The 21,746-nt window shown below is 71.4% G+C and carries 20 protein-coding genes; 7 read left to right on the top strand and 13 right to left on the bottom strand.

Annotation, left to right across the window (positions count from 1 at the left end; translation table 11 throughout):
* Positions 1 to 89: 89 nt before the first annotated feature.
* Positions 90 to 1,049, bottom strand: coding sequence for a helix-turn-helix transcriptional regulator (locus AB4K12_RS03705; protein ID WP_368432780.1), 960 nt, complete (start codon positions 1,047 to 1,049; stop codon positions 90 to 92).
* A gap of 10 nt (positions 1,050 to 1,059) precedes the next feature.
* Between AB4K12_RS03705 and AB4K12_RS03700 the strand changes: the two genes are divergently transcribed.
* Positions 1,060 to 1,218 (top strand): hypothetical protein, encoded by a 159-nt coding sequence (locus AB4K12_RS03700; RefSeq protein ID WP_368432779.1) that lies wholly within the window; start codon positions 1,060 to 1,062, stop codon positions 1,216 to 1,218.
* 140 nt (positions 1,219 to 1,358) lie between these two features.
* Here the strand turns inward: AB4K12_RS03700 and AB4K12_RS03695 are convergent, their stop codons facing one another.
* From AB4K12_RS03695 to AB4K12_RS03670, 6 genes are all read right to left on the bottom strand, one after another.
* Positions 1,359 to 2,291, bottom strand: coding sequence for an NADP-dependent oxidoreductase (locus AB4K12_RS03695; protein ID WP_368432778.1), 933 nt, complete (start codon positions 2,289 to 2,291; stop codon positions 1,359 to 1,361).
* A 248-nt stretch (positions 2,292 to 2,539) separates the two neighbouring features.
* Positions 2,540 to 3,133: a TIGR03086 family metal-binding protein gene (locus tag AB4K12_RS03690; RefSeq protein WP_368432777.1), complete on the bottom strand. Its 594-nt coding sequence runs from the start codon at positions 3,131 to 3,133 to the stop codon at positions 2,540 to 2,542.
* A gap of 392 nt (positions 3,134 to 3,525) precedes the next feature.
* Complete coding sequence (gene lanL / locus AB4K12_RS03685) at positions 3,526 to 6,240, bottom strand: class IV lanthionine synthetase LanL (RefSeq protein WP_368432776.1); 2,715 nt, start codon at positions 6,238 to 6,240, stop codon at positions 3,526 to 3,528.
* Positions 6,241 to 6,423: 183 nt separating this feature from the next.
* On the bottom strand, positions 6,424 to 6,906 hold the full coding sequence (locus AB4K12_RS03680; protein ID WP_368432775.1) for an SLATT domain-containing protein: 483 nt from the start codon (positions 6,904 to 6,906) through the stop codon (positions 6,424 to 6,426).
* A 163-nt stretch (positions 6,907 to 7,069) separates the two neighbouring features.
* Positions 7,070 to 7,819, bottom strand: a complete 750-nt coding sequence (locus AB4K12_RS03675; protein ID WP_368432774.1) for a hypothetical protein — start codon at positions 7,817 to 7,819, stop codon at positions 7,070 to 7,072.
* A gap of 329 nt (positions 7,820 to 8,148) precedes the next feature.
* Positions 8,149 to 9,720, bottom strand: coding sequence for an SMI1/KNR4 family protein (locus tag AB4K12_RS03670; RefSeq protein ID WP_368432773.1), 1,572 nt, complete (start codon positions 9,718 to 9,720; stop codon positions 8,149 to 8,151).
* A 224-nt stretch (positions 9,721 to 9,944) separates the two neighbouring features.
* Between AB4K12_RS03670 and AB4K12_RS03665 the strand changes: the two genes are divergently transcribed.
* Genes AB4K12_RS03665 through AB4K12_RS03650 form a run of 4 tightly spaced genes read left to right on the top strand, consistent with a single transcriptional unit; the run spans position 9,945 to position 13,256 of the window.
* A complete protein-coding gene (locus AB4K12_RS03665) occupies positions 9,945 to 10,409 on the top strand; it encodes a hypothetical protein (protein WP_368432772.1) in 465 nt (154 codons plus the stop codon).
* Positions 10,406 to 11,254 (top strand): DUF692 domain-containing protein, encoded by an 849-nt coding sequence (locus AB4K12_RS03660; protein WP_368432771.1) that lies wholly within the window; start codon positions 10,406 to 10,408, stop codon positions 11,252 to 11,254. Before AB4K12_RS03665 ends, AB4K12_RS03660 begins: the two co-directional genes overlap by 4 nt.
* Positions 11,247 to 11,873: a DNA-binding domain-containing protein gene (locus AB4K12_RS03655; protein WP_368432770.1), complete on the top strand. Its 627-nt coding sequence runs from the start codon at positions 11,247 to 11,249 to the stop codon at positions 11,871 to 11,873. The genes AB4K12_RS03660 and AB4K12_RS03655 overlap by 8 nt, the downstream gene beginning before the upstream one ends.
* A gap of 42 nt (positions 11,874 to 11,915) precedes the next feature.
* Positions 11,916 to 13,256 carry a ferritin-like protein gene (locus AB4K12_RS03650; RefSeq protein WP_368432769.1) on the top strand — a complete coding sequence of 447 codons (1,341 nt, stop codon included), beginning with the start codon at positions 11,916 to 11,918 and terminating at the stop codon, positions 13,254 to 13,256.
* Positions 13,257 to 13,342: 86 nt separating this feature from the next.
* On the opposite strand, the gene AB4K12_RS03645 is transcribed toward AB4K12_RS03650, so the two are convergent.
* From AB4K12_RS03645 to AB4K12_RS03630, 4 genes are all read right to left on the bottom strand, one after another.
* Positions 13,343 to 14,599, bottom strand: coding sequence for a phophatidylserine decarboxylase associated domain-containing protein (locus tag AB4K12_RS03645; RefSeq protein WP_368432768.1), 1,257 nt, complete (start codon positions 14,597 to 14,599; stop codon positions 13,343 to 13,345).
* 190 nt (positions 14,600 to 14,789) lie between these two features.
* Positions 14,790 to 15,362 carry a YceI family protein gene (locus AB4K12_RS03640; RefSeq protein ID WP_368432767.1) on the bottom strand — a complete coding sequence of 191 codons (573 nt, stop codon included), beginning with the start codon at positions 15,360 to 15,362 and terminating at the stop codon, positions 14,790 to 14,792.
* A 359-nt stretch (positions 15,363 to 15,721) separates the two neighbouring features.
* A complete protein-coding gene (locus AB4K12_RS03635; RefSeq protein ID WP_368432766.1) occupies positions 15,722 to 16,873 on the bottom strand; it encodes an NAD(P)/FAD-dependent oxidoreductase in 1,152 nt (383 codons plus the stop codon).
* A 102-nt stretch (positions 16,874 to 16,975) separates the two neighbouring features.
* Complete coding sequence (locus AB4K12_RS03630) at positions 16,976 to 17,356, bottom strand: hypothetical protein (protein ID WP_368432765.1); 381 nt, start codon at positions 17,354 to 17,356, stop codon at positions 16,976 to 16,978.
* Between the two features lie 6 nt (positions 17,357 to 17,362).
* Between AB4K12_RS03630 and AB4K12_RS03625 the strand changes: the two genes are divergently transcribed.
* On the top strand, positions 17,363 to 18,184 hold the full coding sequence (locus AB4K12_RS03625) for a helix-turn-helix domain-containing protein (RefSeq protein WP_368432764.1): 822 nt from the start codon (positions 17,363 to 17,365) through the stop codon (positions 18,182 to 18,184).
* A 262-nt stretch (positions 18,185 to 18,446) separates the two neighbouring features.
* Positions 18,447 to 20,471: a tetracycline resistance ribosomal protection protein Otr(A) gene (gene otr(A), locus AB4K12_RS03620; RefSeq protein ID WP_368432763.1), complete on the top strand. Its 2,025-nt coding sequence runs from the start codon at positions 18,447 to 18,449 to the stop codon at positions 20,469 to 20,471.
* On the opposite strand, the gene AB4K12_RS03615 is transcribed toward otr(A), so the two are convergent.
* Together AB4K12_RS03615 and AB4K12_RS03610 are read right to left on the bottom strand one after the other, a co-directional pair.
* Entirely contained in the window at positions 20,404 to 21,027 is a 624-nt protein-coding gene (locus AB4K12_RS03615) for a histidine phosphatase family protein (RefSeq protein ID WP_368432762.1), read from the bottom strand. The genes otr(A) and AB4K12_RS03615 overlap by 68 nt on opposite strands.
* 158 nt (positions 21,028 to 21,185) lie before the next feature.
* Entirely contained in the window at positions 21,186 to 21,659 is a 474-nt protein-coding gene (locus tag AB4K12_RS03610) for a carboxymuconolactone decarboxylase family protein (RefSeq protein ID WP_368432761.1), read from the bottom strand.
* Positions 21,660 to 21,746 lie beyond the last annotated feature (87 nt).

The raw sequence follows: 21,746 nt of genomic DNA, 5'->3' as shown, positions 1-21,746 counted from the left end.
GCCGCTGCCGGTTCGGCGAGATCGCACTCACCACGGACGTGCGCGCCGCACAGGCGCAACCGGCCGGGCGACCGTCAGGGAGGTAGCCCTCAGCCTGTGGCACGCAGCGCGCGGCGCGCCGCGTCGCGGAGGTAGGCGATGACGTCCGGGTCGGCGTCGAGGGTGTAGTCGGTGTCGAGGCCGGCCAGGGTCCGGGCGATGCGGGGCAGGGAGTCGTCGGAGGCGTCGAGGAGGCAGGTGTTCTCCCCGGCGGGGCGAAGGCGGGTGGCCAGGCCTCGGGTGCGGGCGCGGATGTGGTCGGCGGGGGCGTGGACGGTGGCGACGGCGCGGTGGCGGGTGGGGGCGGCGGAGAGGCGGTCGGCGACGAAGGCGGCGGGGTCGTCTCCGGGCACCGGGCGGGGCGGCACGCGCCGGCCGGTGGGTAGGGGGTGGGTGATGCGGTCGAGGCGGAAGAGGCGCCAGTCGTCTTTCTCGGTGTCGTGGGCGAGGAGGTACCACAGGGCGCCGGAGGCGATCAGGTGGTGCGGTTCGACGCGGCGGGAGGCGGTAGTGCCCCCGCGGGTCGTGTAGTCGAAGGTGAGGATCTCGTGGTCGCGGCAGGAGACGGCGAGGGTGGCCAGGAGGGCCGGGTCGGCGCGTGGTCCCCGGTCCTCCCAGGTGATGCCGGCGACGGACTCCTGGAGTGCGGTGACCTGTCCGCGCAGGCGGCGGGGAAGGACCTGCTCGAGCTTGGCCAGGGCCCGCAGTGCCGTCTCCTCGATGCCGGCCAGGCCTCCGGCGGCGGTGCGCAGGGCGACGGCGATGGCGACCGCCTCGTCGTCGTTCAGGAGGAGGGGCGGCAGGTCGGTGCCGGCGGCCAGGCGGTAGCCGCCGGCGTGACCGCGGGCGCTGTCGACGGGGTAGCCCAGCTCGCGCAGCCGGTCGATGTCCCGGCGGACGGTACGGACGGTCACGTCGAGGCGTTCGGCCAGGTCGGAGCCGGACCATTCCCGCCGGGTCTGCAGCAGGGACAGCAGCCGCAGTATGCGGGCGGTCATGTCGCTCGTCATGACATCCACTATGACCGGATCAAAGGACACAGGTTGTCCTGAAATCCTCGACCTCGGCCCCCTCGTGTGCGCCCGTGGCATGGAGATGTACGCCCACATGCACTCCGCCATCGGCTTCGGCCTCGGCCAGCAGTTCGGCGGTCACTTCGGCATCAAGGTCGTGCGATAGGGCCGAGGAGCGAGTGCCGCCGACGGCGGCAAGGACGAGCCGCTCGTGGACGAGCCACCCGTGGACCGGTGATCCAGTACCTGGCCGGGCGTTGTCGCCGGGCCAGGGCTACGGGCGGGCGCTGCCGGCAAGGGCACGGATCATGCCGTGGTGATGACGATCTTCCCTCGCAGGTGGCCGAGGTCGAGACGGCGGTAGGCGTCGGGCGCCTTCTCCAACGGGAAGACCGCTTCGACGGGCATGCGGATACGACCGGCCTCGATCAGGGGAAGGACCTCGGCCATGACGTGGGGGATGGGCAGCGCTTCAGTGGAGAAGTGCACGCCGTGCCGGGCGGAGTCGAGGTCGGCGATGCTGATGACCTTCGCCGGGTTGCCGGTCAGTTCGATGGACAGAGGCAGGACGCCGCGTCCGGAGCCGTCCAGGACGGCATCGACGCCTCGCGGGGCAACGGCCCGTACCCGTTCGGCCAGGCCGTCGCCGTAGGTGACCGGCGTGGCGCCGATCTCGCGGAGGAAGGCATGGTTGGCCTCGCTCGCGGTGCCGATGACGGTGGCGCCCCACGTGCGGGCGATTTGGACCGCCATGAGGCCGACGCCGCCGGCAGCGGCATGGACGAGCAGAGTCTGTCCGGCCCGCAGGCCGAGCTGGCGCAGGGTGCGGTAGGCGGTCTCCGTGGCGATCGGCAGCGCCGCCGCCTGTTCGAAGGTGAGAGCGTCGGGCTTCGCGACGACGGCGTCGGCGGGAGCCAGGGCGTGGGTGGCGATGGCGTCGAGCGCGGCGGTGCGCCCCAGCACCGCCCGGCCGATGCTCCACTCGCTCACGCCCGGGCCGAGCGCGTCGATGACGCCGGCCATTTCGATGCCCAGCGAGGCGGGTTCGGCGGGGGCGGCCTGGCCGGGGGCGAACAGCCCCTGGCGCATCTTGGAATCGAGGCCGTTGACGCCGGCGGCATGGATCCGGACACGGACCTGGCCCGGCCCCGGCTCGGGCAGGGGTAACTCGGCGAGCTGGAGCACCTCGGGGCCGCCGTAGACGGCGTGCTGAAGGCGGCGGGCGATGCTGGCGGTCATGGGCGAACATCCTTGGGTGAGCAGTTGTGCGGGGGTGGGCGTGGGCCGGCCGGGGGCCCGCCCACGGAGGCGGAGCCGGCCATGAACGCATCTGCTACGCATAGGGCTTCGCCTCCGTGCCCGTACCGCCGGGGTCTCCAACGATGCGGGCGGCGTGTGCCCCCGTCCAAGACCCATTTCGGACCACCCGATGCGATTTCGGCATCACCGCACGCGGAGCGCGCCATGAGTGGCGGCTTGCCCCCGCCTCAGCCCGCAGGGCTCCAGCGCGGGTCGCGTCCCACGAAGGCCAGCAGCGCGGCCGCCCTGTCGGCGTCCTCCAGCTGCCGCACAGCCGGAGCGTAGACGCCGTAGGCGTCGCGGATCCGGTCGACAAGCTGGTCCGCCGCGGCACTCAGGCCCTCGGCCAGCTCGGCTTCCAGCGGCAGGTCCTGGCCGGTCGCGACCGCGATGTCCCAGGCATGCACGCCCGCGTCCAGGGCGGCCGCGGTGGCACCGAGCCAGACGGGCAGCGGACCCAGCGGCGTCGGCGCCTCGGCCGCGTCGGCCGGAAGCCGGGCGTAGGCATCGAACGTCTTGGCCAGGACGTCGTCCAGCACCTGGACGGGATCGCCGTCGAGGGCGTCAGCGGGCTGGAAGGGGTCGGACCGCGGGCCCCCTTCGCCGGTGATGGCAGCCGCGTACGCCTGCTGGTCCAGCCTCGCGTGGTTCAGCACCTGACGTACCGTCCACTGGTCGCACGGTGTCGCCGCACCCCACCTGTCGGCGGGCACGCCCGCGACCGCCGTACGCAGGTACGCGTGAGCCAGGCCCAGAATCTTGAAGCCGTCGGTCGAGTTCATACGTATCTCCCGTCCCCTGTTGTCCCAGGGGCTCCCCCAGCCCCTGCCGACAGATCAATGTACGCCCCTGGCGGCCGCGTTCGGCTACGTCAGGAGCAGGGCGCGCCCCAGACGACGTTGGCGGCACGCTCGGGGGGGATCGTCGTTGCTGGGGTTCCGTGCGGCCGCACGGGGCGGTCGCACGGAACGGGTCGGTACGTAAACCGAGGTCACGACGGACAGCGCGGCGGATCCGCCTACTGACCGCTCGTACGGAGGGTGTCACAGCACATCGCGGGCTCCAGCGCCTGCTCGTCCGTCTCCGGCAGCTCTTGCAGCTCCAGCACTGTCTCTTCCATGGTTCTCACCTCCTTCCGCGGAGGGGGGAACGGGCCTGTGGTGTCCTCCGTCTCTCACCTCCCTTCGGGGGCCGCCGGCCGGGGGTCCACGGACCAGGAGCGGCCGCCGCCGTGTTTGAGGCGTAGCAGCAGGTCCAGGGCACCTGCCAAGCCGACCTGATAGCTGACGCAGAAGTCGCGCAGGGTGTCGTCGGGGACGACCAGCCGCCCGTCCCTGAGTGCGGCCCGCGCGTGGAGGCATGCGGCGGCCTCGGCGGCCCAGGTGCGGTAGGTCTCATCGCCGGTGACCGCTGCCAGGTCGAGCAGGAGTTGGGCGTTGCCGGCGACGCCGTGGCAGGTGCCGGTGCCGAGCCGCCAGCGGTCCCGGTGGGTGGTGCGCGCGGCCAGTTCGGCGTACTCGCCGAAGCGCGGCTCGCCGGTCTCCTGCCACAGCCGGACGAGGGTGGTACCGATGCCGGAGGCGCCGTGGCACCAGAAGTCGAGGCCGGTGCGTTCCGTACGCCCGGGCCCCTTGGGCCAGACGGCGATGTCGCCTCGGCGTTCGGCCACGGCGCACAGCGCGTGCCCGCCGCCGATCGCGATGTCGAGGAGCTCCGGGCGGTCGAGGTCGCGGCCGGCGGCGAGCAGGAAGGCGGCGTTGCCGGCGACGCCGTGCCCGAAGCCGTAGGAGCCGGAGCCGGCGAGCTCGGAGCGGTATGAGGGGCCGAGCGGCCAGTCCACTCCCCCGTCGGCCTCCGCCAGCAGGCGCAGCACACCATCGGCGCAGGCGGAGGCCCGCTCGGCGAAGCGCTGGTCGCCGGTGGCGTGCCACAGGTGCAGCTGGGCGAGTCCGGCACCGGACAGGCCGTGGCAGATGTCGGGGTTGGTCGCCCCGGGGGGAATGCCCAGAGGAATACCGAGGGCGTACTGCCGTGCCCGGGCGGCGAGTTCGGGGTCGTCGAGGGTGCGGGCCGCGTCGTGCAGCGCCCATGCGGTGCCGGAGCGGCCGAAGTAGAGGCCGGGCAGGACGCGGCCGGTCCGGGAGAGTCGTTCGTCCAGCCAGTGGGCGGCGGTCCGCAGCAGCGGTTCGAGGGCGGGCGCCTCGCCCGTACGGACGGCTCTGTCCAGGACGGCCACGACGCCCGCCGCTCCCTGCTGGAGGTTGCAGGGGTCGCCTTCCGGCAGCGTGCGGGGTCTGGGCCACAGGTGTACGGCGGAGGGGTCGGCCGTCGCCGCGATGTGAGCCAGCCCGTCGGCAAGCAGCCGGTCGAGGTCGGCGCCGGCCGGAGCGGGGCCGACCAGAGCGGAGTCGCCCAGAGCGGGGCCGGACGAGATCGCCGGTTCGGCGGGCTCCGCCCGGAGGAACGCGGCGGCCTTCTCCAGAGGCCAGCGGGCCGCTGGGTCGGCCGTGAGGCCGAGCACGAGGGGAGCGAGGGCGCGGAGGGCGGGGCAGTCCGGGGCGGCGGCCTCCACGATCGCCGTGAGCCGCTCGCCGGGTGGGCGCTCGGGCGAAGTGTCGGGGGCGAGCAAGGGATTGATGCCGGCGGTGGCGTGGAGCAGGGTGGCACCCAGGCTGAAGCAGTCCGCTTCGGGGCCGGGCGGGAGCCCGTCGTCCTCCGCACGGGAGAGGTATTCGGGCGCGGTGAAGCCCTGGGTGCCCATGACGGTGGTCGTGCCGTCCGCGCGTACCGCGCACTCCAGGTCGACGAGGACGGGCCTGCCGTCGGGGCGCACGACGACGTTCGTCGGCTTGAGGTCGCGCAACACGAAGCCCGCCGCGTGCGCGGCGTCGACCAGGCGTGTGAGGTCACGTGCGAGCCGCCACGCCGCCGGGACCGGAAGCCTGCCGCCGGCGCGCAGGGCGCCGTCCGCCGACCATTGGTGCATGTTGTCGCCGTCGATCAGGTCCTCGGCGAGGAAGACGTGTCCGCCCGCCTCGAAGACCCCGTGCGGCGCGGGGGCGATGCCGAGCGGTGCCAGGTGGGCCAGCACGTCGGCCTCGTAGCGCAGCCAGTCCCGGGCGTCGGTCCCGTCGGGCCGCGCGCCGACGTGCGGGCGGGCCTCCTTGAGGAGGACGTCCCGGCCGGTGCGCCGGTCGTGCGCGCGGTAGACGCCGCCGCGGTTGGCATGGCGGATCGCCTCCCGGACCAGGTAGCGGTCCGCGAGGAGTACGGGGCCGCCGCCGGCTCCGGCGCGGGTTCGGGCGGGCTGGTCGAACGGCGGCCTGGCCCAGGCGGGCGGTGAGAACCACGGGTTGCGCTCGTCGGTGACGAGCGTCCCGTCCGGAGCCTGGAGCCGTCCTCGGTAGAAGCCCTCGTCGTCGAGCTCGCGCGGTGCCGAGAAACAGCCGTAGCGGTAGTGGACGAGGCTGCCCGGACGGTACCGCCGGTCCGACAGGATCGCGGGACCGGCGAGTCCGGCAGTGGCCCGGTGCAGCTCCTCCGCGAGGACGCGCAGTTGCTCGTCGTCGGCGGGATAAGCAGTGAGGAACTTGCCGGAGTGCGCCCGCGCGGCCCGCACGCCGGTGAGATCGGCGGTCACGCTCGGCGACACCGCGAACTTGAACGCGCAGCCGCGCGCCACCAGGACGCCCGCCGCCCGCTCCAGCACCTCGTGGGCCGAGACGACGGTCGCCGAGACGTGGAGCTTCCACCCCTGCCTGCGGGTCCGGTAGCCGGGCGGCGTGATCATGCACCACGCTTCCCCGTCCCGCATCGTCCACGAGGGGCGCTCGGCCCCGAGAATCCGCGCCGCGATCGACTGGTAGCTCACCTGGGGGCTCACCGTCACACGGCCACAGTGGCACGGCTCGACGCGGCGCGGAAGGTTGCGGCAGTGCGCTCTTGAAGCCCGCGACGCACACGACGAAACGGCTGTCCGAGTGGCCCTTGCCCGTCCGGTCGATGAACACGGTGGGAGCCGACAGGGACACATCGGCGGTCCCGGACCGGGGCGCAGACTGCGGATGCGCCTCTAGGCGTTGGCCAAGGGCGCGGGTTCTCGACGATGATCCAGCCAGGTGCGGCTCAGGTCGTCCCAGATCGCCTGATACCGACCGAAGATCTCGCCCAGCTGATCGAACGTGAGCTCGTCGGTGGCTGTCGATGCCACGAGGTATTCAAGGTCGTCGGCAAGCCGCTGGAACCGGTACTGCGCTTCCTCCATCAGAACGAACCTGGAGCGCCAATTGAAGAAGGGCTCGACGGCTCCCAGCAACGTCACCAGCGCCACACAGGCCAAGGCCAAACCAGCCCATGCGTTGAGATTCTGCAGGCCCAGGATGACGGTGGACGCAGCGGACAGTACAAGCGTCGCCACCTTGATGGCGGAGGCGCTTCGGCCGAATCGTTTCTTCTTGGCGCGGGCGTAGCCGTTGCCCTGACGAATCTTGTCCAGAAGGAGGGCGGCTGCCTCCCTCGGACCGAGACCAGCACCTAGTCCACCGTCCGGCCGCACTCCGCCCCCATAGCTCTGTCGCCACCTTGCAGCTCGCTCCCCGGCAGACGCTGCCCCTGGCATCGCGCGGTTCCCTGGCGTCGCCGCTCGATAGCCCGTACTGCGGAAGGCTATCGGGCGGTCAAGTTTTGTTAGCACGCGGCCAGGAAGCGGCAGCCGGCGGCTACGGCTCGACCGTGACCGGCTTCTCGGCGCGCAGGTCGCTGACGAATCCGTCCTTGACCGCGCGCATCCAGTAGGCGTGTGCTCGGTGCTCTGCGGGAATGCCGGGGTCACGCTCCAGCTTGCGGTCCACCGAGGTGGCGCCGACCGGGACGTCCCGCTGGAACGTGTAGGGGTGCCATATGCCGATCTCGCTGCTGTAGAAGGGCTTGCGTTCCATCAGCATGACGTGGTCCGGGCTGCCCTGCGCGGGCTTCCAGGTGACGCGGACGGTGGCGGCGTCGAGGCGGTCGATGGACGTCGGCGTCGGCGCCTTCGGGATCACCGAGGCGGCGGCGGGCTTGAGGTCGTTGCTGCGGATCGTCCGCGGTACGGACGAATCGTAGCCGTCCGGGTTGTCCAGCTTCCCCGTGACGCGGAGCGCGGTCGGGGCCTGACCGCCCTTCCCGCCTGCGCATGCGTCGACCTGGGTGACCTGGTGCCAGTTGCCGGAGAACCTCACGAAGTCCTCCTTCTGCACCGGCAGTTCGCGGGTGACGCCACCGAAGACCCCGCTCACGGAGTAGACGTAGCGGGAGTCGTCGGAGCGGACCACCTGATAGCTGCACGGGTCCACGGCCGCGGCGCGCGCGGTGATCGCGGGCCCGGCGGCGGGGGCCGACGGAGCCGCCGCGGCGACGCCCGCGCCCGCGGCGAGGGCGCCAAGGCTCAGCGCGCAGGCGGCGAGCGCGGTGGCGGTACGAGAGGGCATGCATCCTCCGGTGGCATTCAACGACTCACGAAGAGCCGACGAGCAGACGGCGTGCTGAGCCGGGCCCCGAGCGGGATCACCGGCCAGGACCGGACGCTACCGTCAACCGGCAGTCAAGAAAAAGTCAAACAGAGGCAAAGGGAAGGTTTTTCGTCACCTTCCTTCAGCTGCCTGACGATGGCACGAAACCGTGAATCACCCTCCCCGGACGGACCCACCGAGATGCCGCGTGCACCCCTCGCGCCCCTCTGGAATGGCCGGTTTCCTCTTGTTCCGACGGTACGCGGCGCCCTGCCCGCCACCGATCACCATCTCCGGGGCAGCGCATTTCACCCGTCGACGGTCTTGAGGGTGCCGGTGGTCCGGAGGGCGTGCTCCGTGTCGAGGCCGAGACGGGCCGCCCAGGCGAGGGCGTCGTCAAGGGTGGCGTCCGCGTCGGCCAGGCAGGCGGCGGTGAGGGCGGGAGGCACTCCGCCCTTGTCGAGCAGGGCGGTCCACTGGCGTCCGGTGAGGGAGAGGTAGCGAAGCTCCGTCAGGTCGGCCAGGACGGCCGGTTCGAGGACGTCGGCCCGGGAGAGGTCGAGTCCGCGCAGGTGGGGGATGGTGCGCAGCGGGGTGAGGTCGGCCGTGGCGGTGGTGGTCAGGTCGAGGGAGGCGAGGTGGGGGTGGCCGGCGAGCGGGGTCAGATCGCCCGCGTCGAGGGTGACGCGCAGGGATTCGACGGGCAGGTCGCGTACCGGCGTCAGGTCGGTGGTGGCGGAGCGGTTGAGGTGCAGTCGGCGAAGGTGGGGCGCTGCGGTGAGCGGGGCGAGGTCGACATGGCCGGTGGCGTCGTTGATGTGGATCGCCTGGAGGGTGACCGGGACCTCGTCGGGGATGTCGCCGATGATCTCGCTGGGAGCGTAGTCGCAGGCGGGTTCGAGCAGGGCGATGTGGTCGCCGTGCTTCTCGTACGCGCCGTGGTCCAGCAGTTCCAGGTAGTGGCCGAGGAGTGAGGTGACCGAGTCGGCGACGTAGCCGGGCCCGTGGTCGTAGTCGCGGCCGGTACGGATGATCTGCCCGGGACGGCCGGCGCGGGCCGGGGCCGTGTCGACGGCCAGGTAGTTGCCGTCCTCGCCGGTGGCGAAGGGCAGCCAGCCGGCGTGGCCTCCGCAGCGGCGGACGGTATCGGCGGGGGTGGCGTCGAAGACGACGGCGTCCCATTCGAGGTCCCAGCCGTACCAGGGCCGTTCGCCCGCGCCCTCGGTGTGCTCGGCGACGAGGCTCTCCAGCGGCAGCCAGGCGTTGCCCTGGAACAGGTAGCGGTGCTCGTGGCCGACACCGTCGCCGTCGGCGATCGTGTAGAGCGCCCGCAGGTCGGGGGGCAGTCGGCGGCCGAGTCGGCGTTCGGCTTCGTCGATCGCGGCGGCGGTGGCGGGCGGAGGAAGTTCCTCGGGGTGCCCGAGGATCGCGGCGCGCCGCTCGAGGTAGGTACGGAAGCGGGCCTTGGCCAGCTCGGGGTCGCCTGCGGGTGCCGCGGTGCCGGGCTCCTGGCGCAGGCCGGGCTGGGGCGGCCGGTGGTCGGGGTCGAGGACCGCTTGGAAGCCGTTGCCGCCCATCCCGATCACCCGGGTGATGGCGTCGTTGAAGGCGACGAGCCGGTACTCGCCGGACGGCCGGCACTGGATCTCGAGGCTGACGGGTTCCCAGCCGCGGTCTTCACGCAGCGTCCCGGCCAGTGCCATGAGTTCCCTGTACGGATTGGGCAAGCCGGTGTTCCAGCGGTCCTTTCGCGGGGTGTACCCCCCGGTCGCCGAGGTGCCGCCCCGCCCTGCCCGGCCGTGCAGCACCGCGTGCGTCCAACCGTCCGGCGCGCTCGCGACGATCGCCTCGACTATCGGTCGTAGGGTCCGCTCCACCATGCTCTGCTCCCGTGCTGTCGCTGTTGCCAGGGCATCATGGCAGCGACCACTGACACACAGGGAACGGCGGCCCCGCAGCCGCGCAACCGTGGAAGGGGCCGGGGACACCTTGGCCTGTTGTGTCCCCAAGTGATCGCCATGGCTGGTTCTCCCCCTCCCGTCCTCTCGGCACGTGCTGCGAAGGTGTGGCCTTCGCCGTCTCCGAGCCGAGAGGAACGACCGCCATGAGCAAGTCCTCCGCATCAGGGTGCGAGCCGGACCCGAACTCCCTTCCGCAGGAGCAACCCAGGGAACTGCACGTCTGCATGGGGCTCAACTCGTGCGCCTGTCTGGACGCCTCCGGCCAGGCGCCCATGGCGGGCATGGGTACCTGCGCGACGGTGTACCACGTCTGCCACGGCGAAGGGTCCTGCCGGGGCCAGGGTGGCTGCGGCTACGCGGGCACGGAGGCCGAACAGTTCCACCCGGGCGAGCAGGACTGCCGTTACAACGGCAGCTGTGCCAGTCCCATCAACGAGAGCCGGGTCTTCTCCGCCGGGCCTCTGAAGGGCAAGAGCGTCTGGAGGCAGGCCCGCCGGCTCTTCGAGGCGCGGATGTACGCGGCCGGCAAGGCGTTCGGGCCGTCGCCGGGCGAGGGCATCAAGGACGGTCAGATGCCGCACTACGACTACATGCAGCAGCCGAAGTGAGCGAGCCGCGCCTCGGCATGCCGCACCTGGGCTTCGGGGTGGGGTTACGGACGCCGCATCTGCCCTACATCCGCCGGCACCTGCCGCCGGTGGGCTTCTTCGAGATCATCTCGGAGAACTTCCTGGACACCCGGGGCGGCAGGCGCCGGGCCCTCGAGGAGATCGCCGAACGGTATCCGGTCGTCCTGCACGGGGTGTCGCTGTCCATCGGCAGCACGGACCCCCTCGACTTCGGCTATCTGCGCCGGCTGAAGCGGCTCGCCGACGAGATACGGGCGCCCTGGGTGTCGGACCACGTGTGCTGGACAGGGGTGCTGGGCGTCAACACCCACGATCTGCTGCCGCTGCCCTTCACCGAGGAGACACTCGACCACGTCGTGCGGCGCGTACGTGTCGTCCAGGACGTACTGGAACGACAGCTCGTGCTGGAGAACCCGAGCAGTTATGTGGAGTTCCACGCCTCGACGCTCACCGAGTGGGAGTTCCTCGCGCGGATGGCGGAGGAGGCGGACTGCGGGCTGCTGCTCGACGTCAACAACGTCCATGTCTCCGCGTTCAATCACGACTTCGACCCGGTGCGGTACCTGCGGGAGCTGCCGCACGAACGCATCGTGCAGATGCATCTCGCCGGGCACACCGACTACGGCACACACATCGTGGACACGCACGACGCGCCGGTCTCCGCTCCGGTGTGGGAGCTGTACCGGCTCGCGGTCGAGCTGACCGGGGGCGCGCCGACGCTCCTGGAGCGGGATGACAAGCTGCCGCCCTTCCCGGAGCTGCTGGCCGAGCTGGACACGGCGCGGGCGCTGACGACCGCACCGGCCGGGGGCGCTCGTGGCTGACGAGGCCCCCGCCCTGGCCGCCGTGCAGCGCTGGATGCAGGCCGTCATCCTGGACCCGACGGGCGAGGACCCGGGCCATACGATCACCGCGTCCAGCCGACTGTCGGCCCGCGAACGGCTGCTCGTCCACCAGCGCGGCTACCGGCTGCGGCTGCTGGAGTGCATGCGCACCCTGCACCCGGGCTCCGTTCACCTGCTCGGCAGGCAGATCTTCGACCAGTTCGCGCTGAACTACCTCGACGCGCACCCGTCCCGCTCCCCCACGCTGGCCGGGCTCAGCGAGCGTTTCGCCGGCCACCTGGGTCGTACGCGTCCGGACGCCGTGGCCGGCGCGGAGCGCGAGGCGTGGATCGACCTGCTGATCGACCTGATCCGCTTCGAGCGGGCGTTCACGGAGGTCCTCGACGGCCCGGGCCCGGAGAACGACGCGAGCCCCGCCCCTCCCGCCCGGCTCTTCCGGGCCTGCGCACCCGTCCACACGTATCTGGCCGCGGTCCACCGGGGCGACGATCCCGCACCGCCGGAGCAGAGACCGGTCCGTCTCGCCCTCATCCGGCGGGACTTCACGGTCGTCACCCGGGAACTGAGCCCGGGGGCGTACGAGCGCCTGAGCCGCTGACCCGGCGATCACACCCAGAGCATTCGCATCGGAGGATCTCGCATGGCCAAGAACGCACCGGCACCCGTCCCCCCGATCACCACTCTGCCGGACCTGATCGACCACCTGAAGGCCGCCGCACAGGTGGAGCTGTCCACGATCCCGCTGTACCTGTACGCCACCTACTCGATCAAGACGCGGGGCTATTCCCAGTGGGCCGCCGGGGCGTCGGCCCAGCGCACCATGATCGGCATCTCGATCGAGGAGATGCTCCACCTCACGCTGGTGCGCAACCTGCTGATCGCGGTAGGGGACACGGACTTCCGGCTCTACGACGAGCAGGTCGTTCCCACCTACCCGAGCCCGATGCTGAAGCGGGAACCCGAGCTGACGCTCCACTTACGGAAGCTCTCCACGGACCAGGTCGCGAACACGTTCATGGGAATCGAGCTGCCGGACCAGCACCTGAAGGAACTCCTCGGCGACATCGCTCCCTACGACTCCCTCGGCGAGTTCTACGCCCGCATCGAGCAAGGCATTCGCAACCTCAGCCTCGCGGGCGCCCACGGATCGGACGGCGCGCAGGCGCCGGACGCGATCGACTGGACCAAGGCCAAGAAGGACCTGTGGAAGTTCCAGTACCACCGGGGCTACTGGAACCAGAACGGCGGCTCCGACCAGCCGCTCGTCATCATCGACGAGAATTCCGCGATCCAGGCCATGCAGATCATCGTCGACCAGGGCGAAGGCGCCCCGGGGGACAACTACAGTCTTCCCGACCCGATCGTCCGCACGGACGACCATCCGCCGGAGAAGCTCGGAAAGTGGCAGGCATCCCACTTCGCCAAGTTCTCCGCCATCGCGAAGGGCCTCGACGGGATCGGCGTCGTCGTCGACGACAACGGCAGGCAGAAGTACACGATCGACGACAGCGAGGTCATCTGGCCCGTGCTGGACGACCCGAAACTCGCGACCGTTGACGCGGACCAGCCGGTCAAGGAACTGATGGAGTTCTCCAATGCCGTCTACTGCTACGTGCTGGCGCTGCTCGACACCATCTACCGGACGCCGATGGAAGCGATGGATCCGAGCAACAAACAGCCGTTCACGGACAGCACGCGGTACGCCTACGAGCGAGGGTTCATCGCCGTGATGCAAGGGGTGCTGTACCCGGTCGCCGACCTTCTGGTGCGTACTCCACTCAAGGCGAGTGAGCCGTCCACACACGCGGGCCCGCCCTTCGAGTTCTACGCGTTCACGACGAAGAACGCACGGGGCCGGCTCACCCCGAAGGCCGATCTCGTCGCTCTGTGCGGCAAGCTGCTCGAGCGCTTCCCCTCGTTGGGCGGTGACGACGGGGTCCAGCGACAGATCACGCTGCTGCCGGACATCGAACTGGGCTGAGCGAAAATCCTTGAGCGGCGGGTACGGGGAAATTGCGCTCTCCCCAAGGGGAGGGCACCATTTCCCCGTACCGGCCGCTTCAGCGGTTACTTGGCCCGGGCGATCTGCGCGTTGACGAAGACCGGCGCTCCGCTGTCGGCGTCACCGCTCTCGTTCTGCGGGACGGTGATGTCGACCTTGTTCCTCTCGAACAGCAGGCACATGCTCGAGCCGCCGTAGCTGAAGTAGCCGATCTCCTGGCCCTTGGTGATCGTGTCGCCGACCCCTACCGTGTGGGTGATCGAGGAGATCTCGGTGATGCCGATCGGCATGACGCACACCAGACCGATGGCCGGCGCGGTGCTTTCGATGATGACGATTCCGCGTGTGTTGACCGACGCCCCGTAGCACTGCGAGTGCGTGCCCGCGGTCGGATCGTCGCCCATGGACTGCAGCTCGGCGAACATATAGCCCGGCACCGTATCGCAGGCCACCACCTTGCCGTCGACCGGCGAGTGCCAGCGGTGGTAGTCGGCACCGGAGAGGAACGTCTGGAGGACGTCACCGCCCACGAACCGGTCCGTGTACTCGCTGTTGTCGAGCATGTTCTCCAGCGAGTAGGGCTGGCCCTTGAGCCAGAACTGGTCCTTGCGCCTCACGTCCTGCCGGTACCGGACGACCTTGCCGTCGTTCGGCGAGGCGACGGCCGCGGCGTCCGTGGTGAGCGGCCGGAACTCCTGCTTGATCGGGCGGTGGAAGAACGCGTTGTACGACGCGAGCCCGCCGTATTCCTGTGACAGGTCGATGTCGAACTCGTAGAGCTTGTTCTGCTCGTACGCCGGCTGCGAGAACCAGCCCTGCGGCCCCTTGTTGAGGACCACCCGGCTGTCCTCGCCGGCGATCTCGTTGCTCAGGAACGTGAACCAGTACTGGAGGACACCGGCCAGAGCGTCGTTGAACGCGGCGTTGCGGAAGGCGTTCCACCCTCCGTCCGTCGCCATCATATGGACGAACAGGGTGGACATCGGGAAGAAGACCCGCTTGGCGGGATCCCATTCGTACTCCGGGGCCGTCACCGCGATCTTGTCGAGACACTGGAGCAGGTGCGGGATGTCGGTGACGATCCGCTCCCCTTCGGGGACCTGCTCGATCATCCCGGCCACGTACTGATGAACCACCGGGTCGGTGTCGAGGAGCCGCTCCAGATCGGCCACGGGCGGGATGTGGTCCCCCTTGTGCTCCGTCGCCCGCTCCGCGAACTCCTTCGCCCACGCGTGGGCGTGCGCCCGGTCCTGCGGCAGATAACCGGCTGCCCGGCCAAAGGAGTTGTAGTAGTGCGCGTCGATTGCCGCGGACGTGGTCATCCGGCTCATCGTTTCCCCTCCGTCGGTCGATTCGCCGTGCGACGGTACTGCCGCGCCTTCCGGGGCCGCAGGAGCCCCGTTTCGGCCGCAGCACCGATCGAGCCACCCGGACGCCGGTCACCGCGGTCACGCCCGTGCCTGGATGCCGAGATCGGCGAGCAGAGCGCGGACGCGCTGCCCGATCTCGCGCTCAGGCAGCCGGCTCGGAGGCCTCGCGGACAGCCTCGACGTCGACCACGACATCGATCATGTCGCTGACGACCACCCCGCCCCGGTCGACGACGTCGTTCCAGCTGACGTCGAAGTCGTGCCGGTTGATGCGGGTCGTGGCGGAGAATCCGGCGCGTCGCCGGGGGCCGAGATCGCGGCCGTCCTCCCACCAGGGTGTTTCCCATTGCCCCAGGTACGTCACGTCGAGCGTCACGGGACGTGTCACACCGCGCACGGTGAGGTCTCCGACGAGCGAGAACTCCGTGGCGCTCAGCTGGCGGATGCGCCTCCCGGTGAACGTCCACGTCGGATGGTGCTCGACGTCGAAGAAGTCGGGGCTGCGGAGGTGATCGTCGCGCTGGGGCTGTCCGGTGTACACCTGTGCGGCGTCTATCGTCGCCTCGACCCGTGCCTGCTCCGGGTGGTCCGGGTCGACCTCGAGGGAGCCCCGCACGTTCTTGAGGTGCCCGCGCACGTACGTGACCATCATGTGCCGGGCGCGGAACTCCGCGCTGGTGTGACCGGGCTCGAAGAACCACTTGGTTGTGGCCATGGCCGCTCCCTGGCTTCACTGCCCCCTGCAGCCAGGATAGGCATCCACAGAGAGTCACATGAGTCATATACCAGGATAAAAGATGGCATAACACAGGCCCATCCGCGCCCTGGGGCCTCCCTTCGCACCAGCCTGGAGACATCGGCCCTTCCTTGGGCCGTGCACTGCACCTCGGTGGCGGCGGACGGGTTCGACGATCCCCCCGAGGTCCACTCCTTCGTGATCGCCCAGTTCCCGCGCGCCGCGCCGGCGGCGTCCCCGTGCCGCTGCGGCGCACGGTGGTCCGGGGCACCGTGCGCGGCAACAGCATGACGTGTCGGGCGCTGACTTCCTCCCTCCGGGCTGCGGGGACCAGCCTGTTACGTGCGCGGCCGCGGCCGGCGGGCGGGGGCGAGCGGTCCGGTGCCGCGTACGGCCAGGACGGTGCCGCGGACGACGGCCTCTTTGAAGACGGCCGCCGTGCGCCCGGTCAGTACGGACGCACGCGGGCTGTCGTCGGGGCGGGTGAACTGCACGATCCCGTCGCGGCGGCCGAGGCTGATGTTGGTGAAGGCGTACCGGATACGGACCGGTCGTGGTTCCCGGCCGGTCAGCCGGGCGGCGATGACATCGGCCACCTGACGCCCCATGGGCATGGCCGTCTGGCAGGACATCCGGGTGACGGCGGCGTCCACGGCATGTCCTGCCGCGGCGTCCCCGACCGCGTACACCTCCGGGTGGGAGACCGAGCGCAGCGTCCGGTCGACCGTCATACGGCCGTCCTCCTCCGTGGTGAAGCCCGCCTCCGCCGCGAGGGCCGGGGCCCGGAAACCGGCGGTCCATATGACGGCGCCGGTGGCGAAGGACCTGCCGTCGGCGTCCACCACCACGTCCCGGCGCACTTCCGTGACGGAGGTGCCCGCGTGGACGGTGACGCGCAGCCGGTCCAGGGCGCGCCGGAGATGCCGTCGGGCCCGTGGGGAGAGCAGGTTGCCGGGTTCGGCGCCGGTGTACAGCGCGACGTGCAGGTCCGGGCGGGTCTCGGCCAGCTCGGTGGCGGCTTCGAGGCCGGTGAGGCCGCCGCCGACCACGGCGATGCCGGCGCCGGAGGGGAGCCGGGCGAGGCGGCGGTGGAGTCGGTCCGCCCGGTCGGGCTCGGCGAGGGTGTGGGCGTGCTCGGCCGCCCCCGGCACGGCGTCGACGTGGGCCCGGCTGCCCAGCGCGTACACCAGCGTGTCGTAGCCGACCGCGTGGGGCGCACGGTCGACGTGCACGGTGCGGGCCGTGGCGTCGATGGATGTCACGCGGGCGACGAGGAGGTCGACCCGTGTTCCGTCGAGCAGGTCGCGCAGCGGAAGGTACTGCGGGTGCCGGCCGGCCGCGACTTGGTGGAGCCGGACGCGTTCCACGAATCGGTCCACGGCGTTGATCAGTGTGACGGTGACGTCGGTGTGGCGCAGCCGTCCGGCGACGCGCTTGGCCGCGACGAGACCGGCGTAGCCGGCCCCCACGACCACGATGTGATGGCTCACAGGGTGACTCTTTCTGTTTCGACTTCTGTTCGATGGATCCGGGGCAGATGGATCCGGGGCAGGCGGGCGGAGGCACGGCGGGCGGAGGCACGGCGGGCGGTGTCAGGCTGGGGCGAGCGCCACCGCGAGCGCCCAGCCGAGGTGGCCGAGGTTGACCGCCAGCCGCGCCGCCGCGCCGACCGGACGCCGCAGTGGGCTCGGGTGGCCGGCGCGGGCGTTCCGCAGGGCGTCGAGGTGGGAGGCGAGGTAGGCGGTGACGAGTACGGCGGCCGCCCAGCCGCCGGCCGTCCGGCTGCCGGGCAGCAGGACCAAAGCGGCCACGGCGATCTCCGCCGCCCCGCTCACGGCCACAACCGGGCCAGCCGAGCCGACCGGGCCGATCCAGGACGGCACCAGGGAGCGGAAGTAGCGCGGGAACACGAAGTGCGCGACACCCACGGCCAGGAGGAATACCGCCAGGGCGACGGCGGCGATAGCGTGCATGGCGCGATGCTCCCTTCACCTCGCGCGTGGGCGCTTGAACAAAACGATCGCCGGCTCGTCTTCGCCACCGACGCCCGGGCGACGCTGTTCGCCGACTCCGGCGCGTTCGGTGTGAGCCGTCATCTCCACCCCGCGTGGAAGGTCGTCCTGCCGATCGGCGGCCACGCCCGCGTCGGACGGGACGACCGTCCTCCCCTCGCGGCGGCCGGGCTGATCGTGCCTCCCCAGCTCGCCCACACCTGCGCGGCGACGTCCTCGTACGCCGCCGTGTTCGTCGACCCGTGGCTCGTGCACGCCGGATTGGGGCTCGTGCGGCTGGACGCCCGGGCGGTACGGCGCCTGCTCGCGGCCCTGGGACCGACCGGAGTCGACGGTCCCGCTGCCGCTCCCGACCTGAGCGCGTTCCACGACGAACTCATCGCCCTCACGGGAGCGGCACCCCGGCTCGACGCGAGGGTGGCCCACGCCGCGCGGGCGACCATGCGCCCGGGCCCCGGCGCCTCCCTGGACGCCGTCGCCGCCGAGGTCGGTCTGTCGCCGCCCCGGCTGCGGGCCCTGGTCCGCGAGTCGGTGGGGATCCCCCTCGCCCGGCTGCGGCAGTGGGGGCGGCTGCGGGGCGCGGTCGCCGACCTGCCCGGCTCGTCCGTGGCCGCCGCGGCGGCAGCCGCGGGCTTCGCCGATCAGGCCCACCTGACCCGCACGTCCCGCACCCTGCTCGGCCGCACCCCCGCTTCCCTGAGCCGGGCGGTGCCCGCCCCGCGCGACGAACGGCAGGAGCCGGCCGGCGGCGAAGAAACCCGCAGAGGTCCTGCGGCGCACGGCCAGTGATCCGACGGCCAGTGATCCGACGGCCAGGCCGAGGAGGGCGTCCCACGCCCCCAACGCGGGTTCCTCCCGCCCCGTCGCCCGGCGTACGAGGCGCCTCCGGGCGCGGGAACCCGGCGGGCGCGCGAAAAACCGGTTGCCGACGGGGGTGGTGGGTGCGCAAGCTGAAGGTCACTCGATCACCGATGGGAGCATGCGATGCGCCGATTCCTCGAAACACCCCAGCGCCCCTACCGGACGGTGAATTTCGAGGACTTCGTCACCCATGCAGATCCAGCACACCCTGAACATCGGCATCGTCGCGCACGTAGACGCCGGTAAGACCAGCCTGACCGAGCGCCTGCTGTTCGACACCGGCACGATCGACCGGCTCGGCAGCGTCGACGGCGGGAGTACGCAGACGGACACCGGGTCCGTCGAGCGACGGCGCGGTATCACCGTCCGCTCAGCGGTCGTCTCCTTCGCCGTCGGCACGACGCAGGTCAATCTCATCGACACCCCCGGGCACGCCGACTTCGTGGCCGAGGTCGAGCGGGCCCTCGAGGTGCTCGACGGCGCGATTCTGGTGCTCTCGGCTGTCGAGGGCGTCCAGGCACACACCCGCGTCCTGATGCGCACCCTGCGCGACATGGGGCTGCCGGTGCTCCTCTTCGTCAACAAGATCGACCGTCCGGGCGCGCGGCGGGACGGTCTGCTGACGGACATCCGACGGAAGCTGACGCCGCATGTCCTCCCCATGACGGCGGTACGCGACCTCGGTACGCGGGCCGCTCGCGCGCTGCCCGAGTCGCTCGACGACCCGGACTTCCGTACCCGCACGGGCGAGGTGCTCGCCGAGACGGACGACGCGCTGCTCGCCCGGGTCGTGGACGGCCCGGCTCCCTCCTCCGAGGAGCTGGGAGCCGCGCTCCGCGACCGCACGGCACGGGGGCTGGTGCACCCCGTGTACTTCGGTTCGGCGCTCGGCGGGCAGGGCGTCGGCGCCCTCGTCGAGGGGATCACCGGCCTGCTCCGGCCCCCGTGTGCCGATGCCGCCGGCACCGCCGGCACGGCACCGGCGGAGGTGGCGGCGCCGACGGGGACGGTCTTCGCCGTCGACCGCGATCCGTCCGGGCGCAAGACCGCGTACCTGCGGCTGTCCACCGGGGCGCTCACCGCGCGCCGGCGGGTCACGCTCCACCGCCGCGAGCCGGACGGCACACACCACGCGTACACCGGCCGGATCACCTCGCTCGACGTCGTCGGACGCGCCGACGACGGCACGAGCCGCCTGACGGCGGGGAACATCGGAAGGATCACGGGCCTGACCGAGGTCCGGGTGGGCGACCTGCTCGGAGACCCCGACGGGCGGGGCGGCGGGCCGCACCGCCCGCGCTTCCCCGCGCCCGCACTGCGGACCGTCGTCCGGCCGCGCGACGTGGCGCCCGGGGCGACGGCGCGCCTGCGCGCGGCCCTGCGGAGCCTCGCCGAGCAGGATCCGCTGATCCACGCGAGCGCCGAGCCCGACGGCGCCACATCGGTGCTGCTGTACGGCGAGATCCAGAAGGAGATCATCGCGGCCGCTCTCGCGGAGGAGTTCGGCATCGAGGCCGTCTTCGAACCCAGTCGCACCGTGTGCGTCGAACGGCCCGTCGGCACCGGCGAGGCGTACGAGGAGATGGGGCGACGTGCCCCGTCGCCCAGCGGCTTCTGGGCCACCGTCGGCCTGCGCGTCGAGTCGGCGGAGCGGGACACCGGTGTGACCTTCCGGTACGAGACCGAGCTGGGTGCCCTCCCCCACGCCTTCCACTGCGCCGTCGAGGAGAGCGTGCACGCCGCGCTACGACGGGGCCCGCACGGCTGGGCGGTCACCGACTGCACGGTCACCCTCGTCCGCTCGGGCTTCGCGGGCCCGGTCAGCACGGCCGGCGACTTCCGTGGGCTGACACCGGTGGTGCTGGGCAGGGCCCTGGAGCGCGCCGGCACACGGGTGTTCGAGCCCTACTACCGCTTCGAGGCGGACATCCCCACGGACACGCTCGCCTCGGTCACCGGATGTCTCGCCGAACTGGGGGCGGACATCGGCGCGACGACGGGCGGGACGGAGTCATGGCTCCTCAAGGGCCTGCTGCCGGCCCGCCGGGTCCGCGCCGTCGAACAGCGGCTCCCGGGCCTGACGCGCGGCGAAGGCGTGTGGTGGTCGAGACCGTGCGGGGATGGACCACTGATCTCAGCGTGCGGGCTCAGGGGTGAAGGTCGGGCGGGAAGCCGGTCCAGCGGAGCTCCGGGGGAAGGTGCCCCATGTCGTTGAAGAAGAGCACGGAAGCAGGGCGTCCGGGCGCGTACCGGATCACGGTCAGCGCGGCGTTGCCGTGATTGAGGCCCATCCAGCGCCACTTCGGTGCGTCGAGGGCGGCTCGGACGAGCCAGCCGATGAGGAAGTTGTGGGTGACGACGAGCTCGTGACGGGGCTCGTCGCCGTCAACGGGTCCGGCGAACCGCGCGAGGGCCGCCTCGGCCAGCGCGGGCCCCCGCTCCCGCTCCTCTGCCGTGAACTGGGACAGAAGGGCGAGCAGGGCGTCGGCCGAATCCGCCGGCAGCTCCTCCCGGTGCGGCACGTGGGGGATGTAGTCCCCGGCCAGTTCCGTCACCTGTGACGGAACGCCGTCGAGCTGTTCGCAGACCAACCGAGCGGTCTGCCGCGCCCGCGGCAGCGGCCCGTGATGGACGACGGACAGCGGGCTGTCGCGAAGCCGCTCGCCGAGCAGTACGGCCTGTCGGCGTCCGTTGTTCGTCAGCTCGCTCTCGTCCGGTGACGCCTCACCGTGCCGGGCGAGGTAGAGGAAGCGGGTGGCGGTCCCGGTCATGGGCAAGGTCCTCTGCAGCGTTCATGATCTTGCGGATGTCCGGTGGGACGCCGCCTTACGCCCTATGGTTTCCGGCAGCCGATGCGCGGCCTCTTCCCGCCACGCGGGCGAACGGGTCCAGGGCGGACCCGTTCACCTCGGACACACCGCACTCCTGGTCAGCCGAACTGGCCGGGCTGGTAGTCGCCGGCGGGCATCTGGAGCATGACGTTCGCGCGGTTGAAGGCGTTGATGAGGGTGATGACGCCCACCAGGGCGCCGAGCTGCTCCTCGTCGTAGTGCTTGGCGGCGTTCGCCCACACCTCGTCCGGGACGCCGCCGGCCGCGTCGGCGATGCGGGTGGCCTCCTCCGCCAGCTCCAGCGCGGCGCGCTCGGCCTCGGTGAACACCGTGGCCTCGCGCCAGGCCGCGACCAGGTTGAGGCGCTCCGCGGACTCTCCGGCGTGTACGGCGTCCTTGAAGTGCATGTCGGTGCAGAAGCCGCAGCCGTTGATCTGGCTGGCGCGGAGCTTCACCAGCTCCTGCGTGGAGGCCGGCAGGGTCGAGTCCCCGAGCACCTTGCCCGCGGCGATGATGTGCTTGAAGACCTTGCCCAGGACCGGGTTGGTGAAGGCGTTGAGGCGTGCTTCCATGATGCGCTCCGTTGATGTTGTCCGTCGGTACACATCTATGACGGGGCAGCCCGGCGAGTTGTGACACGACCGTCTGTGACGTGCGTC

This window comes from Streptomyces sp. C36 (genome assembly GCF_040932295.1).
GTDB classification, from domain to species: domain Bacteria; phylum Actinomycetota; class Actinomycetes; order Streptomycetales; family Streptomycetaceae; genus Streptomyces; species Streptomyces triculaminicus.
The sequence above is the reverse complement of the archived record's forward strand: the minus strand, read 5'-3'. Positions and strand labels throughout refer to the sequence as shown.